The following is a 15,108-nucleotide window of genomic DNA, read 5'->3' on the forward strand; positions in this document are numbered from 1 at the left end:
CTCCTGCGCGCGGAAGAAGTGGATCGGCGGGCGCCACCTTCCTGACGGGGTGAGGCTCACTGCTCCTCGGGTACGGAGAAGTCAGGCCTGATCCCGGTGAGCGAGGCCCCGTTGCTCCGCGCGTTCGGGCCCATGCCGAACCTCGCGAAGGTGGCCCACACCGCCTTGCGGAGCGCGCGGAACTGCGCTCCGTCGGGCGAATCGACGGTCGATCTCAGGGCGTCGAGCTCCAGCAGGATGCCGTCCCGCGCGTCGAGGAAGCTCGGGTTACCACGCGTGAGCGGCAGACCGCCGTACACGATCTGCCAGCAGAGCGCGTATCCACGCTCCTTGTCGCCGAGCACGCTGACGATGGCGCGGTTCAACTGCATCAGCGTCGCGCACCAGATCTCCCCCACGTTGTGCTCTTCGCGGTAGCGCCCGGTGCCCAGCTTCCCGAAGTGGTCCGGGAAATTCTCATCGTAGGGGAGCTGGCGGATGCCGCGCCCGTTGTTGACGAGCCAGCTCCCCACGGTCGTGCGCTCGGTCCCGGTGCTGTAGTTCTGGATGCTGAGACCGAAGTAGTCGCCCCACCCCTCGCCCATGCCCCGACTCTGCGGCTGCTCGAGCTGCAGCTCGGATCGTTCGCCGCCGACGAGTCGGTTGGTGACACCGTGGACGTACTCGTGGAACACGACATCCGCATCGAGCGCTGTGTGCCGGCCCGTCTCGGGCAAGATACCCAGGTGCATCTGCGGGCTCTGGCCGTCGATGGCGGGCTGGATATACGCCGTACCAGACAGCCGTCCACGGTGAACCTGGGCGACGAGCGGATCACCGGCGAGGCCGACTGACGCCTCATTCTTCCGCTGAAAGTTGCCGGCCTTCTCGTCGAAGCCGAGCAGGTAGAAGAAGTCGTGCATGTAATTGCAGAAGTAGAAGGCGTTGACGATCCACTGCTCCTCCCCCTCGGGGCTCTCCGGCGCGAACACGAGGCCCTCTGCGGTGCGCCTGCCGAGAACCGGGCGCCTTTCGCTGGATAGCACGACGGTGCTGTTCCCGACCGTGCTGTTCCCCTCGACCCAGGGCGACGGGAAGCTCGTTATCGACGGAAGGCCGAGGTGGTGCATCGGGTAGGCCTTCTCCGGCAGCGGGACCTCCAGGTCGACGGGCGTGAAATCTCGGGGGTTCCACCGGAACACCCGCATCCGGACGCCCGCGGACAAGGACTTCTCCTGACAATAGAGGATGTCGAGCTTGTCGTCGTCAGCGCCCACGATGATCGCGTACTGCCCGCCGTGCTCTGGCATGGTGAAGACGAGCTTCCAGCCGAGTCGCACCCTGGGCCCCTGATAGAAGAGCACCAGGTGCGCCGGGATGTCGTCGGCAAAAAGCCCCTTGTCGAGGACGAAGGGCCGTGATGCCAGGGGAAACGACGAGATGACCGTCGGCTGGAAGGCCGCAGGATCGATGTGCACCTCCGGGATGGGCTGGCCGAACTGATCCTTGCGCTGCTCTGGCTGCTCGGCGTCGCTCTGCGCGAGGTGGCGGACGGCCGCCGCAGCGGCCTCGAGGACATCGACCTTCGGGTCGACATCGACATCCTTGGGGAGGCCGACGACATCGCCCGCGGCGTCCCGCATCGCGTCGTCCTTGCCGAAGCGCACGACCTGGAACATGCCGAAGACGGGCACGCCGCGGTACTCCTGCTGCATGTGGACCGCCTTCATTCCGCCGCGCGTCTTCTGCACCCTGGAATCGACGCTGAAGCGCGGCGGCGCCTCGCCGGCGAAGCTCACCAGCCCGATCATCGTCTCCATCATGACGAGCGAGCGCGCGACGTACGACGTCCCGCCTGGCTGCGTGCCAAGGAACTCGATCACGGTGGGCATGCCGGTCATGGCGTTGACGCGGCTCATCTTTATGCCCGTCCCTTCGGGCATGTAGGGCCCCACCTGCGCGGCGATCCGACCGAGCTCGAAGAGGCGCGCCTCCGTCGCACGGTCATGGTTGAAATCACGTGTATCGATGAGCTTTACCATCTTGAACCTCCCCATTTCCCGCCCTGGCGCGTTCAGAAGGTCAACTTCACTCCGAAGACAGTCGCGGCGTAGAAGTAGAGCTCCGCGTCGAGGGAGCGCTGGATGTTCGACGCCTGCCGGAAGCCATGCTGCTCGCCGGAGAAGAGCAAGTATCCGACCGGGATCCGCTTGCTGCGCAGCGCCTCGACCAGCATCTCGGCCTGGTTCGGAGGGACGACGCGATCCTCGTCTCCCTGGAAGAAGATCACGGGCACATCGATGCCGTCGGCGTGCTCGATGGGCGACCGCTCACGGTAGGTGGCGCGCTCCGCCGGGTAGGGCCCGATGAGCGAGTCGAGGTAATGAGACTCGAACTTGTGGGTATCACGCACCAGCGCCTCGGCGTCGCTGACGCCGTAGTAGCTCGCGCCTCCAGCGAAGAGGCCACGCGTGGCGAGCGCCATGAGCGTCGTGTAGCCGCCGGCGCTCCCGCCGGCGATGACCACCCGCCGCCCGTCCACCTCGCCCCGCATAACCAGGCTCCGCGCGCCGTTGACGCTATCGTCGACATCGACGATGCCCCAGCGCCGGTTGAGGCGATCCCGGTAGGCGCGCCCGTAGCCGGTGCTGCCCCCATAATTGACGTCGAGGACGGCGACGCCGCGGCTGGTCCAGTATTGGATGCGCAGGTTGAGCGAGGTCGAGGCGGCCGACGTGGGCCCCCCATGGCACAGGACGAGGAGCGGCGGCTTCTCTTCTTCGCCCGGGGAGACGGGGTAGTCGGGGTTGAACGGCGGGTAATAGAACCCGTACGCGGTCTCCCCTCCCTCGGTCGGAAAGGCGACCATCTCGGGCATGCTGAAATAGCGGCGCAGCCCGGGATCATCGGCGATCTCGGTCGAGGTGCGGAGGGTGACCGACTCGGCAGCTACCGGATCCACGAGCAGGACGGAGTGAGGGAGGGTGGGCGACCCTGCCAGGCAGACAACGCGACCTCCGTAGGCGCGCACATCGCCGTACTCCGTGAGCGGGAGCTCGATGGGAGCGAGCGCGCCCGAGGCGGGATCGAGCAGGGCGAGCCGATCCACGCCAAGCTCGGTGTAGGTACAGACCAGCCGCCCCGACGAGAGGAAGGCGTACGTCGACAGCCCGAAGCTCCACTGCGCCCGGCCGAACTCGGCGTCCTTCGGGCAGAGCGCGACAGACTCGCCTCGATCGTAGCGATAGAGGTTCCACCACCCGCTGCGGTCGGAGACGAAATGGAGAACCCCCTCGGTCGACCATTCGGGCTGAAAGATGGACTCCTCCGGTCCGCCGGCTACCCGCGTCGCCTTCGCGAGGGCCCCGTCGGCTCCGATCTCCGCCACCCACAGCTCGTTCCCGATCCAGGGCATGTTCGGGTGACACCAGGTCAGGAAGGCGATGTGCCGTCCGTCCGGCGATAACCGCGGCGAGGAGTAGAAGTCGTTCCCGCCGGCGAGGACGCGGCCTGGTCCGCCCGTCGCGAGATCGATCGCGACGAGGGTGTTGACCGGCGCGGCGTCACCCGCGCTGTGGTCCTCGCGCACGCCGATCCACGCGTTGCGCGCGGCGTCGACGAGGCCGTCGGCGTAGCGCAGATCGCCCTCGGGCGTGAGCGGCTCCGGCGCCTCGCCGGGCCGCTGTCTGTAGAGGCGCTGATCGGCGAAGTTGGAGAAATAGACGGTGCCCCGGTGGACGGTCGCCGCGCCGCCGCCGTACTCGTGGACGCGCGTCCTCACGTTGAACGGAGGCGGCGTGACGTCGACCGCCTGGCCGTCGGCGCCGCGGCGGACGAGGACGTTGCGACCTCCCTCGCGGGCTCTCCCCTCGACCCAGTAGATATCCCCGCTGTCGACCATCACGTTGGCGAGCGAGGTGGACCCCGCGGCGATGAGCTGGGAGCTCACCGGAGATCGCCAGGAACCATAGGGAAACGGGGTCGTCGTCATTGGAGACCTCAATCGAACCCTGCAGGAGAAAAAGCTCCGGCGGGGCCTTCTCCGAGCTCGGTGCTCCCGCCTGGCCGCACGCTCCTGGCGATCTCTCTGGGCAGATCGCGCGGATCGATCTGGACGGCGACGAGCGCCGGCACGTCGTCGAGCTTTGCGACCTCCCCGAGGGCCGCGCCGAGCTCCGCCATCGTCCCGACCTGGAAGCCTCTGGCCCCGAAGGCCGACGCGAGGCTCACGTAATCCCAGCGGGACAGCTCGTTGAAGAAGGCCGGCGGCGCGTGCGGGCCCTTGAAGAACTCCTTGTTCACGAGCAGCTGCTCGATGGCATAGAGGGTGTTGTCGAACACGAAGACGACGGCGGGGATCCGCTGCCGCTTGAGCGTGGAGAGCGCCTGAGCCACCATCTGGAAGCCGCCGTCGCCGGTGAGCACGATGGGCCGCGCAGCGCGGACCGCCGCGCCGGCGCCGACCACGGCTCCCACGGAGTAGCCAATGGATAGCCAGCCTGATTGGGTGATGAAGCTGGATCTCCTGGTGACCAGGAGCTCCGCGGACGGGAACAGACCAAGGCTCGTGTCGGCGAGCACGAGCGTGGAGTCATCCACGAAGAGGCTGAGTCGGTCGAAGAACGAGTCCCACGTGATCTTCTGCTCTTCGAGCGACGCGCCGCGCTCTACCTCGCGAGACGCGGCCTCGCGCCGAGCCTCCCATTTCGTGACCCGCTGGGCCTCTTCGAAGCCTGCGGGCGGCGTGTGCTGCGCCGGGTTGATGAGGGTGTGGCCTCCGTCCCGGAGCGCCGAGAGCAGCTTGTGAACGAAGCGATCGAGCGGCACGCGGGGATAGACAGCGCGGCCGACGCGGACCGCGCCGCCCGCGGCGAGGATCATCCGGTCGTAGGTCTTCGCGACGATCGCGCCGTAGAAGTCGGTGAGGATGGTCCCCAGGGCGAAGAGGCAATCGCTGCCTTCGACGACCTTGATCGTATCTCCAGGAGCATAGACGCTGGAATAGACGCCGACGAACTGCGGGTTGTTCTCCGAGATGACCGCCTTGCCGAGGAGGGTCGTGGCGTAAGGGAGGTGGGTCAGCTCGACGATCTCCTCGAAGGCGTCTTGCAGGCCCCAGCGCTGGAGCTCTTCACCGCCCCACAGGACCGGGTGCGCCGCCTTGCCGAGGAGATCGAGGACAGTCGCGACGGCGGCCGAGGTGGACTGCTCGATGTCCTGTTCGACGTCGGGGGCGAGCGGTAGAGGCGCGAGCGGCCGGCTCGGATCGGCGGGCCGCTCGCACGGTGCGGACCACACGCCGTCGCGGACCTCCAGGTACACCGGCCGCTTCTCGGTGATACAGGCGATGAGGACGCGATCGATGCGGGCCGTAGCGTCGTCCGCGTCGAGGATGACCGCGGTGTCCGCGGTGATGTTGCGAAAGATGGACTCGTCGGTGCGCATCGTGTCGATGGCGTGCGCGAAGAGCACCCCTTGCTCGACGAGCTGCTTCGCCTTGTCGGCGCGAGGGCTGCCATTGAGGAGGACGACAGGGCAACGCTCGACGAACGCGCCGGCGATGGCGTTGATCAGGCTCAACGAGCCGACGCCGTAGGTGACGCAGGCGACGCCGATGCCGCGGAGGCGGGCATAGGCGTCCGCGGCGTACCCGGCCTCCAGCTCGTTGACGGTGCCGATGCACTCGATCTTTCCCGAGGCGTCGGCGGCGGAGAGGAACTCGGCGCAGTAATTGCCCGGTACCGTGAAGAGGTGCTCTGTGCCCAGCGCCGCGAGGCGGTCGATGATGTAGTCGGCGATCGTGTAGGAGGCGGTCATGGTCATGCTCCGTTCGGGCGGCCCCGGCCGCCGATCCACGTTGGAGGAGGAACGAGCAGCTCCTGCTCGAGGACAGCGTCGGCGGTCTCCAGGGCCCCTTCGACCCAGCCTTGCTGGTGCGACCAGGCCTCTCCGCATACATAGAGCGGGGCGTCGGCGACTGGGCGCTGCATGCGCCGCGCGATCCGCTTGGAGTCGGCGCCTACCTTCCAGAAATGCCACCCTCCGCCGAAGGGATCTCTGGTCCAGTCCTGGAAGACCGCGAGGTACGGCAAGATGGCCGGGAACGTGCCGTCGCGCGCCCGCACGCCGAGGCCGTGGAGCTCGCAGAGCTGACTCTGCATCTCCAGGATCAGCGGAGCCGGGGCGATGGCGCCGCGGAGATCCTCGGGGATGGCGACGCCCGGCGGGAACACCTCGGGCGGCGCCTGGTAGCGCTCGGCGTTGCGCGTGAGCCCCGCCCAGAAGGCGACGGATGCGCCGTCGTTGTAGCTGGCCATCAGGACGGAGTTGGGGTTGCCCGCGCCGGGCGTCTCGTCGCCGGTCACCCAGTAGTAACACTGGCGAACCGGCAGATCGGTGATGGATCGTCCCGCGGTGATACCGCGCGTCGTCTTCCACCACGGCCGCCTGTAAGCCGCGAAGATCTTGAATCCAGCCTGCGGGAGGACCGCGGTGACGTCGCTCTCGAACCGCGGAGAGTCGAACATGAAGCTGTCCTGGTGCAGCAGCTCGAGCGCGCGGCGGGGCATGGCCAGGACGACGTGGTGCGCGCGGCAGACCACGGGCGCGTCGACGCGACGGACGTTGTCTGTGCCCTCGCCGACGTCGAACGTGAGCCGGAGGAGCTCGCCCTCCCGGTCGACGCGGTGAAGGCGATGGCGCATCCGGATCTCGCCTCCTGCCGCGCTGAAGCGCCGCGAGAGCTCGCGCGGCAGCTCCTCGAAACCCTTGCGCAGGGCGAAGTACATGGAACCGGGAGCGAAGTCGGCGATGAGGTAGGGAATCGCGTCTGCCGCGCTCCAGTTGCTGACCAGGCTGTCGTAGCCCGTGGCGTCGCGGATCAGGCGATATGCTTGATCGCTGAGCTCGGCGAGCAGCAGATTCCAGAACCCCACGTCGCGGTAGCGCTCCGGATACCGCTCGAGCGCGGCTCGGTGCCGCAGGACGACCTCGTGGAGCAGGCTCCCGGGGGAGCGCGCCCGCTCTCCCCGCTCGAGCCGATAGGGCGGGTTGAACGCGGGGTCCGCCCAGTCGGCCGCGGTGAAGTGCTGGCCGCGGAGATAATACATGTGCCGGGCCAGCGGATCCTCGACGGGGAGCGGCCGGTAGGCGAGCTGGAACAGGTTGACGAGGGCCATGACGCGCTGATGCGAGTTGAGGAACCGCATCCCGCCGAGCTCCACTGGAGTATCGGAGACGCCTGGAAGCGTGAGCGAAAAGAGCCTGCCGCCGATGCGATCGCTGGATTCGAACAGGCCCACGCGGAGCTTCCCGTCGGGGCGCTGCGCCGCGCGCGCTCGGAGCTTGGGGCCAAGCTCCTCCGTCGCCGCGTGGCGCAACCTGAAGGCGGTGTAGGCGCCCGATACGCCGCCGCCGACGACCGCCACATCGAAATCATGGATCTGCTCTGCGGCCGCGAAGTCCGGTAGGCGCATGGGTCGACCTGCTTTCACGTCGAGGTGAACGTGTTGACTCGACCGCCCTGTCGCAATCCGGAGAGCCTCTGACGCAGAACCCAGGTATCGGTTCTGAAGATGCCATGATCGACGCAAGTGCGAAGTTCCCGGAGTCGCGGCGACCGGGTGGATGGCGGATCGGCTGGAGCGGGCGCCGCCGGCAGGCGGGCGTCAGCGACCGCCGCGCGCCGCGCTCGCGCTTCCGCCTTTTTCGATTTGCGAGCGCAACTCGCCGCGTTCGCGGCAAACGCAAGCGTGGCGGCTATCGGGCGGTCGACAACCCGTGCCGAGCTCTCGCGCCGCACATGTGCGATCGATGTCCTCGAGTGCCCAGCTTGCAAGGGGCGGATGAAGCTCGCCGCCATGGTCGCCGACGCAGAGCGTGCTGCAGAGCAGGATGGGGGTCTCGCACAGGCCCAAATTGCTGGCGTTCCCGAATCAGGATCGGCTATTCATTCGCAATCTCCTGGATGAATCCTTGCTGTCATGGAAACCGTCAAGTCAGAACCGGACTACAGAGCGGGATGCGGGGAGGCCGCCTCGACACCTGGCGGGAGCAGCGTGCCCGCGCCACCACGGAGGCCCCCTGTCGCGCGGCTGCACCACCAGCCGCCCCTGCCGTGCCCCGCGAATGGGCTCGTCAGGAGCGCCGCCCAGGCGCAGGCCCGACCTTCCTGTTGGGGTCGCAGTATGCTACACTTCAGCATGCTCTCGTTGAAAGCCAGTGTACGAAACGGCTGCCTCATCCTCGACGGGCCCACCGAGCTGCCCGAGGGAGCCGTGGTGGATCTGGTCGCGATCGGGGAGACGAACTCGACGAACTCGATGACGACGAGCGCGTGGCCCTTCGCGCGGCGCTGGCCGAGGGCATCGCGCAGGACGACGCGGGCGACACGGTCGCTACCGAGGAGGTGCTCGCGAATTTCCGCTCTCGTGCATCGTGACTGCGAGTCGCTTCGCGCGACGGGCGCTTCGTGAGCTCGATCGAATCGAGGCGTGGTGCCGAGTCGTCGCAATGGAATCATCCACAGCGGCGATAACGCTATCGAAGCGGATGCAGAGCAAGCCCTCGTGGTGGCGCGGTGGGTCGTAGAATTCATGCGCGAGGTACGTGCACTCCAGCCCCGTGGGGCTGGCTAACTCGCGGCTGGTGCTGGCGGTGCACCTGGGCCGCGCTGCACCTGGGCCGCGCTGCGCGCGGCCCGCAGCACAGCCGCAGTCGTTGGACGGACGTTCTGTTGGCCACAACGACGACGTGGCCACGAGAAGCTCATGGCGAACACGGCTCAGACAACCCGGTTCTATGTTCACGGTGACGAGCGCGAGGGTACCGCAGAGTCCTTCTATTGCGCGCGGTGCGATGCCTTCGAGGGGCGAGGGCATTTCAATACCGAGGATCACGTTGAGCGCCGAGTCGAACTCTATGAGCGTTCAGTGAACGCTTGGAGGGCACTGCAAAAGTCGAAGCCGATCCGGTATCGGCGGCCGAGTAAAGCGAAGAACATCATTGCGGATGAGGCAGCAGCAGATAAGCGTCGGAGGCGGGCAGCGCCGACCGACTTCTTGAAGTGGCTTGCTAGACAAGACCACCGGGATGACCCGATCGGGGACCTCGCTGCAGACGTCAAGCGTGATAAGCGTTTTCCGGTGACAACTACATCTCGGGACATGCTCAACGAGCATCTCCGTTCTCGTGGTGCATGTGCCGAGGCACTGGTCGCGCTCGATGAAGCCGTCAAAGAGTTCGAGGGGCGGGAAGGGCCAGTCCGGACCGGACTTTCCAAAAAAGTTCGTTTCGACGTCTTCAAGGCAGACGGCTATAGCTGCCAGATCTGCGGGAAACGGGCCGATTCGGGAGCTCGCCTCGAGGTCGACCACAAGATACCTGTCGCCAAGGGTGGCACGAACGAGCGAAGCAACCTCTGGACCTTGTGCTTTGACTGCAACAGAGGAAAAAGAGACACCTTCCTCTGACCTGCGAGGGAGATCACGATGAGCGATCGCGGTGATCACCTGCACCGCGCCCACCGCCGCCGCGAGGTGCCGGCCGGCCTGCTCCTGGCGTCGGAGCGCCACGCGGTCGACACCGCGCCGAGCGGCGAGGAGCACCTCGCGAAGCAAGAGCGGCTGGAGCTCGCGACCCAGGTGCTCGACACGCTCGATCCCGAACGGCGGGTCCTCCTCGTCATGTACGAGGTCTACGAGGTGCCGCTCGTCGACATCGCCCGCGCGCTCGGCCTCAAATACAACACCGCCAGCAACCGGCTTCGCCTCGCCCGCGAGGACTACCGCGCCGCCGTCAAGCGGCTGCGCCCGGAGCAGCGCCAAGCGCCGGCAGCTCGCCGCGCACGAGGAGCGGTTCCCGCTCGGCCGGCTGACGTCCGTACGGGAGCGGCTCCGCGCGCTCGTCCGGACACGTCTCGCCGCCCCACCGGAGCGGGGCGTGCCAGAAAGGGCGTCGTCGCGATGAGCAGGTCCAGGGCGCGACAGGAGCTCGGCCGGCCGCCTCTCCGCTGCGCCGCCGGGGCGCTCCGGGGCGCTCGACGCGCGGCGCGCGCGGTCGTCGCGGCCTTCATGGGGCTGCTCTGCGCCGCGGAGGCGCGCGCCGCGCCGGAGCCGCCTGCGGTGCGGATCGAGGTCCAGCGAGGGCCCGGCGCCGAAGGCTGCCCCGACGAGACGTTCCTGGGCTCGGAGGTGGCGCGCAGGCTCGGGGCCGATCCGTTCGAGGACGACGCGCCGCGGGCGCTCACGATCCACATCGCGCGGGAGGGACCCGAGCTCACGGCCTCGCTGGCGCTGCGCGACGGCGAGGGGAAAACCCAATGGGCCGACGGGTTCAGAACACGGAGCGGCTGCGAGGAGCTGCTGTCCGGCGTGGCCCTCGCCATCGTGGCGCAGCTCCTCGGCGCGCCGGAGCAGGCGGATTCGCCGCCCGAGCCCTCGCCGCCGTCCGGGTCCGCGCCGCGGTCCGAGCCCTCGGCGCCGCCCCCGCAGGCGCGGCGCGCCGCGCCGGATCCGCGCCGGCCGACCGGGCCGGCCGGGGCGCCGCCGCGGCCAGAGCCACCGCCGGCCGGGCCGGAGCGGCTGCACCTGGAAGCCGGCCTCGGAGCGAGCCTGGGCCTCGGGATCACGCCGGGAGTGGCGACCGGCATGACGCTGTCCTTCGGCGTTCGCCGGTCCGACTGGTCGATCGCTGTGGAAGGGCGAGGGCTCGTTTCCCTGACGCAGGAGGTGGCAGGGATCCTCATGGGCACCACGGGCTTCACGGCGGCCACATTGGCTTGCTATCGCGGCGGCCCGCTGTTCGGATGCGGGCTCGCCACCCTCGGCGCCGTCCGGTTCTCCGCTCGGGACCCGTGGACCATGACTGCGCGCAGCGATTCCGTGTTCGGTCTCGGGGCGCGCCTCGGTACCGAGTGGGCCCTCTCCCGCAGGTGGTCCGTGAAGGGTTACGCCGAGGCGACCTGGATGGTGAACGAGGCGGCGTTCACGCGCGTGACGCACGACAGCGCGACGCCAGCGCCGCTCCGCTGGACGTCATCGCCGCTCGGCGCTGCCTTCGGATTGGGCGTCACGACCAACTACTGAAGGGACCTGAGAACAGTGCGTCTGTAACGAGCATCTGGAGAGAATCTTTGAAGGGACTCGGGAATGGCGAGTGCAACGGACCGTTCGAAGGAAACTGCCGATTGTGCGAATGCGGGGACACCCTCTAGGCTGCTCGGCATGCGTATCCTCTCCTATCTGCCCGTTTGCTTTCTGCTCGTCCTCGGCTGCGGCGACACTCCGGCCGTCTACGGTCCCTGCCAGCCCAGCGAATATGGCTTGCCGGGCTGCCCCTATCCCGAAGCGGGCACGGGGGACGCCGGCGACGGGGGCGACGGCGGGGGTGGCGGTGCCGGCGGCGGAGGCGGTGCCGGCGGCGGCGAAGAGCAGGCCTGCGCCGGCGACTGCGTTCGACCGGCGCCGCTCGGCTGGTTCGGCCCGGTGCTGCTCTGGTTCGGCCCGCCGGACCAGGTGCCGGAGTGCCCTGCCGCCGCGCCGAATGTCGGCTACGAGGGGTTCGCCGACCTGGCGCCGGAGCCGCTCGCCTGTGCGGCCTGCCTGTGCGACCCGCCGGACCCGGCGACGGCCTCGTGCCAGATCCCGCTCGGCTGGTCCGCTCACACGGCGACGACGTGTTCCGGCGAGGCCTCCGGCGCTGTCGTGACCTCCTTCGCGGCGCCCGGCGCCTGGGACGGCGCCTGCACCGCCGAGAACGCGATCCCCGCCGGCCAGGACTGTGGCGGGCAGCGGTGCGTGCAGGCGCTCTCGATCGACGCGCCGGCCGTGGCGGTGACCGGCGCCTGCACGCCGAGGGTGGACGAACCGCCGCCGCCGACCCGCCTCGACCCGTGGCAGACCCGCGCGCTCGCCTGCCTCCCCGGCGCCTACACCGAGTGCCCGGGCGACCGGAGCACCTGCATGCCGTCGCCGGACCAGCCCGGGGGCCCGGCGTCCGGCGGCTTCCTGACCTGCGTCTTCCACGAGGGCGACGCGACGTGCGAGGAGCCCTATCTCGACCGGCACGTGTTCTACGGCGGCGCCGACGACACGCGCGGTTGCGCGGCGTGCGGCTGCGGGGAGCCCGAGGGCGCGTCGTGCACGATCATGGCCTCGGTCTACAGCGACGGCGCGTGCGCGGACCAGGTCGGATCCAACCTCGTCAGCTCCATGGCGCCGTTCTGCGGGGTCACGCCGCCCGGCGTCGCCCTCGGCAGCAAGTCGGCCGAGGTCGTGGCCGTCGACCCCGGCGGCTGCGCCCCGAGCGGCGGCGAGCCGGTCGGCGAGATGCTGCCGGCCGAGCCGTCGACGTTCTGCTGCCAGGCATAGGCCTGCACGGCCATCCCCGACGCGCTCGCCGCCTGGTACGCGCACCTTCTTTGGCTGTCCAGCGCAGGCGCCGAGAGCGCGCTGAAGCCGCTCCTCGGCGAGGCGGCGCCGCTGCGCGAGAACCCTGGTTCCGCGCGTCAGCAATCCCTTGCGGGACTGTTACGCGGGGGCGAACCGTCTCGATCCTTGCTCGCCGGCTCCCTGAGCCGGGCTCGGTACAGGAGATCTCGATGCAGCCCCCTCATTGCGCCGAATGATGACCGATCGCCAGGAGCACCCCCTCGGAAGCGCCCACATACAGAGTCTCGTCGCGACCGATCGCGACCGAGGAAAACAGGACGTGGCCCGTATCCAGAGACCACTTCAACGACCCATCGGGATGGATCGCATAAACATTTCTATCATACGAACCGAAGTAGATGGTCCCCTCTGCATCGATCGCCGGGGAAGACTTGACCTGCTTTCCCGTGGCGAACGACCAGCGGAGAACGCCGCCCGGATCGACCGCGTACAGGCGCGCGTCGTCACAGCCGAAGTAGATGGTTCCGTCGGCGCCGATGGCAGGCGAGGACGTCACGGTCGCGGGCAACCTGAAATGCCAGCGTAGCTGGCCATCGGAGCTGATGGCGTATAACCCGTCCGATCCGACATAGACGACTCCACCCGCACCGATGGCCGGAGATGAGGCCCATGTGCTTCCGGTTGTCTGGAACTTCCACTTCAGCTGGCCGGCGGGCGTCGCAGCGTGCAGCCACCCGTCGTTGGTCGCGACGTAGAGCGTACCATCAACGGCGATCGCGACCGACGAGTAGCCGACGATCCCATAAAGGTCGAGCTTCCAACGGATCTGCCCATCCGGCCCAATAGCGTAGAGGCCGTCCGACGCAACATAAATGGTGCCATCCGGCCCAAGCGCCGGCGACGACTCCACGGCTGCGCCCGTGGCGACAGCCCACCGCTGGGTCCCATCCTGATTGATAGCATACAGGCTATTGTTCCAGGAGCCGACATAGACGGTTCCATCCGCGGAGATTGCCGGCGACGAGCCAAGCCCGCCCTCCACGTCGAGCGCCCACCGCTCCTTGCCCGCGGCTGTCACGGCGTGCATCCTGTTGGCGCCGATATAGACCGCCCCGTCGGCGCCGATCGCGGGAGACCCAAAAGTCCTGCCGGGTACAGGAAGCTTCCACTTGAGGCTGCCGCTCGACGGCCCCAGCAAGGCGCTTCGGCCTTGGTGGCTTGGACAGCGGCCGCGCATGGGCCACGGGGCGTCGGCCTGGAGGGCGCTCATGTCCCCGCACACGCCTCCAACCCTCGGAGCAGCAGGGCCGACGCTTCCGACGCTCGCGCCGTACCCGGTGAGCAGGGCGATCCCCAGCGTCGCGGCCGTGCAGACCGCCACAACAGCGCGACCCCACGTGGCACGGACAATGGCAACGAGCAGCGACGGAGCGGCGAATGGGCTGCTCCGCGAGGTATCACCTGCCAGCGCGGGCGCCGAGGACGTGCGCCGGGAGGTGGCGGTCGGAGCCTCCGGAGCAGGTGTCGCGGGCGAGGCGCCGGGCACGGCTGACGCGGGCGTGGTCTGCCGTTCCGCCTGCGTCGCCGCCTTCCGCGTGAGCCACCCAGCCGCCATGTCGGCGAGGTGAGCGACCGCCGAGCGCCATGCGAGCGGACGGCCTGCGGAGAGGACCGCGATCAGCTTCTCCATCGATTCAAAGCGCGCTTCCGGTGCCAGGGACAACCCACGGCGCAACGCGTCCCGAACCGCTGCGGGGACAGCTTGCTCGCGCTTTGGCTTCCGTAGCGCTCCTCGGCACACGCGCGCCCGCAGCTCGGCATACGTGGCCCCGCCGAAGGGCCGCTCGCCGTAGAGCGCCTCATAGAGGGCGACGCAGAAGGAGAACTGGTCGGCGCGCGGGTCGACGTTGTCGCCGCGGTGCTGCTCGGGCGCCATATAGAGGGGTGTCCCGAGCACCATCCCCGAGCGCGACAGCGAGGGATCGAGCCGCGTAGACGCGATCGGAGCCCCGTCAGCGAGCGGGTACGCGTTGACGCCTGCTAGCCCGAAGTCCGTGACGCGCACGCGCCCGTCACGCCCCACGAGGACGTTCTCGGGCTTGAAGTCGCGGTGAACGACGCCAGCACTGTGGGCAGCGGCGAGCCCACGTCCGGCCTCGATGAACACGCGACGGATCTCAGAGAGGCTGCGCGGCTCCTCGGTCAGCCACTGGCGAAGCGTCACGCCGTCCACGAGCTCCATCGCCACGAACACCCCGAACTCGCCCGTGGTACCCACGTCGTGCACAGCGACGATGTTCGGGTGCGACACGCGGGCCATGGCCTTCGCTTCACGCAGCAACCGCGTCCGCGCGCTCGCCGCTCCGTCGTCGTGCGCGCGATCGTTCCTCAGCACCTTGATCGCGACCTTCCGATCGAGGTCCGGATCGTGGGCAGCGACGACGACCCCGCAGGCACCGAAACCGATGAGTTCGACCACGGCGTAACGCCCTATGCGGGTGGGCATGGGGATAGGCGCGGGGGTCTCCTCGGCGATCGCATCGGCCGCGCTCCGCACGACCTCCGAGACGAGCGCGCGGCAGGGCGCGCAGGCATCGACGTGCGCCTCGGCTTGACGCCGCCATGCCTCGGAGCCCCGTCGCTCCACGAGCATGGCGACCTCGTTGTCGTCGAGACAGATGGTGGCCATGAGCCTCGGAGCATGCGGGCTCTCGCGCGCCTCGGCAATGCGCATTGCGAG

8 protein-coding genes are annotated in these 15,108 nt (G+C 68.7%); 3 read left to right on the forward strand and 5 right to left on the reverse strand.

Annotated elements, in window-relative coordinates; all coding sequences use genetic code 11:
* Nucleotides 1-56: 56 nt before the first annotated feature.
* The 4 genes from WMF42_RS11035 to WMF42_RS11050 are packed head-to-tail and all read right to left on the reverse strand — an operon-like array spanning nt 57 to nt 7,454.
* Complete coding sequence (locus WMF42_RS11035) at nt 57-2,021, reverse strand: M36 family metallopeptidase (RefSeq protein WP_437691872.1); 1,965 nt, start codon at nt 2,019-2,021, stop codon at nt 57-59.
* 32 nt (nt 2,022-2,053) lie between these two features.
* Entirely contained in the window at nt 2,054-3,970 is a 1,917-nt protein-coding gene (locus WMF42_RS11040; RefSeq protein WP_437691873.1) for a S9 family peptidase, read from the reverse strand.
* An 8-nt stretch (nt 3,971-3,978) separates the two neighbouring features.
* Nucleotides 3,979-5,796 (reverse strand): alpha-keto acid decarboxylase family protein, encoded by a 1,818-nt coding sequence (locus tag WMF42_RS11045; RefSeq protein ID WP_437691874.1) that lies wholly within the window; start codon nt 5,794-5,796, stop codon nt 3,979-3,981.
* A gap of 2 nt (nt 5,797-5,798) precedes the next feature.
* On the reverse strand, nt 5,799-7,454 hold the full coding sequence (locus WMF42_RS11050) for a flavin monoamine oxidase family protein (RefSeq protein ID WP_437691875.1): 1,656 nt from the start codon (nt 7,452-7,454) through the stop codon (nt 5,799-5,801).
* Between the two features lie 1,293 nt (nt 7,455-8,747).
* Here WMF42_RS11050 and WMF42_RS11055 point away from each other — a divergent pair.
* The 3 genes from WMF42_RS11055 to WMF42_RS11065 all read left to right on the forward strand — a co-directional run bounded on the left by WMF42_RS11055 (nt 8,748) and on the right by WMF42_RS11065 (nt 12,347).
* Nucleotides 8,748-9,449: a YozE family protein gene (locus WMF42_RS11055; protein ID WP_434046809.1), complete on the forward strand. Its 702-nt coding sequence runs from the start codon at nt 8,748-8,750 to the stop codon at nt 9,447-9,449.
* 18 nt (nt 9,450-9,467) lie between these two features.
* A complete protein-coding gene (locus tag WMF42_RS11060; protein WP_437691876.1) occupies nt 9,468-11,063 on the forward strand; it encodes an RNA polymerase sigma factor in 1,596 nt (531 codons plus the stop codon).
* 138 nt (nt 11,064-11,201) lie between these two features.
* Entirely contained in the window at nt 11,202-12,347 is a 1,146-nt protein-coding gene (locus WMF42_RS11065) for a hypothetical protein (RefSeq protein ID WP_437691877.1), read from the forward strand.
* Nucleotides 12,348-12,588: 241 nt separating this feature from the next.
* Here the strand turns inward: WMF42_RS11065 and WMF42_RS11070 are convergent, their stop codons facing one another.
* Nucleotides 12,589-15,102: a protein kinase domain-containing protein gene (locus WMF42_RS11070; RefSeq protein ID WP_437691878.1), complete on the reverse strand. Its 2,514-nt coding sequence runs from the start codon at nt 15,100-15,102 to the stop codon at nt 12,589-12,591.
* Between the last annotated feature and the right edge of the window lie 6 nt (nt 15,103-15,108).

The sequence above is a fragment of the Sorangium sp. So ce176 genome, assembly GCF_051519835.1.
Classification (GTDB): domain Bacteria; phylum Myxococcota_A; class Polyangia; order Polyangiales; family Polyangiaceae; genus Sorangium; species Sorangium cellulosum_G.

Bases quoted from the DNA above. Each gene is read 5' to 3' on its own strand.
- WMF42_RS11045 (WP_437691874.1), bottom strand. From the start codon at position 5,796: ATGACCGCCTCCTACACGATCGCCGACTACATCATCGACCGCCTCGCG.
- WMF42_RS11035 (WP_437691872.1), bottom strand. From the start codon at position 2,021: ATGGTAAAGCTCATCGATACACGTGATTTCAACCATGACCGTGCGACG.
- WMF42_RS11070 (WP_437691878.1), bottom strand. From the start codon at position 15,102: ATGCGCATTGCCGAGGCGCGCGAGAGCCCGCATGCTCCGAGGCTCATG.
- WMF42_RS11065 (WP_437691877.1), top strand. From the start codon at position 11,202: ATGCGTATCCTCTCCTATCTGCCCGTTTGCTTTCTGCTCGTCCTCGGC.
- WMF42_RS11050 (WP_437691875.1), bottom strand. From the start codon at position 7,454: ATGCGCCTACCGGACTTCGCGGCCGCAGAGCAGATCCATGATTTCGAT.
- WMF42_RS11055 (WP_434046809.1), top strand. From the start codon at position 8,748: ATGGCGAACACGGCTCAGACAACCCGGTTCTATGTTCACGGTGACGAG.
- WMF42_RS11040 (WP_437691873.1), bottom strand. From the start codon at position 3,970: ATGACGACGACCCCGTTTCCCTATGGTTCCTGGCGATCTCCGGTGAGC.
- WMF42_RS11060 (WP_437691876.1), top strand. From the start codon at position 9,468: ATGAGCGATCGCGGTGATCACCTGCACCGCGCCCACCGCCGCCGCGAG.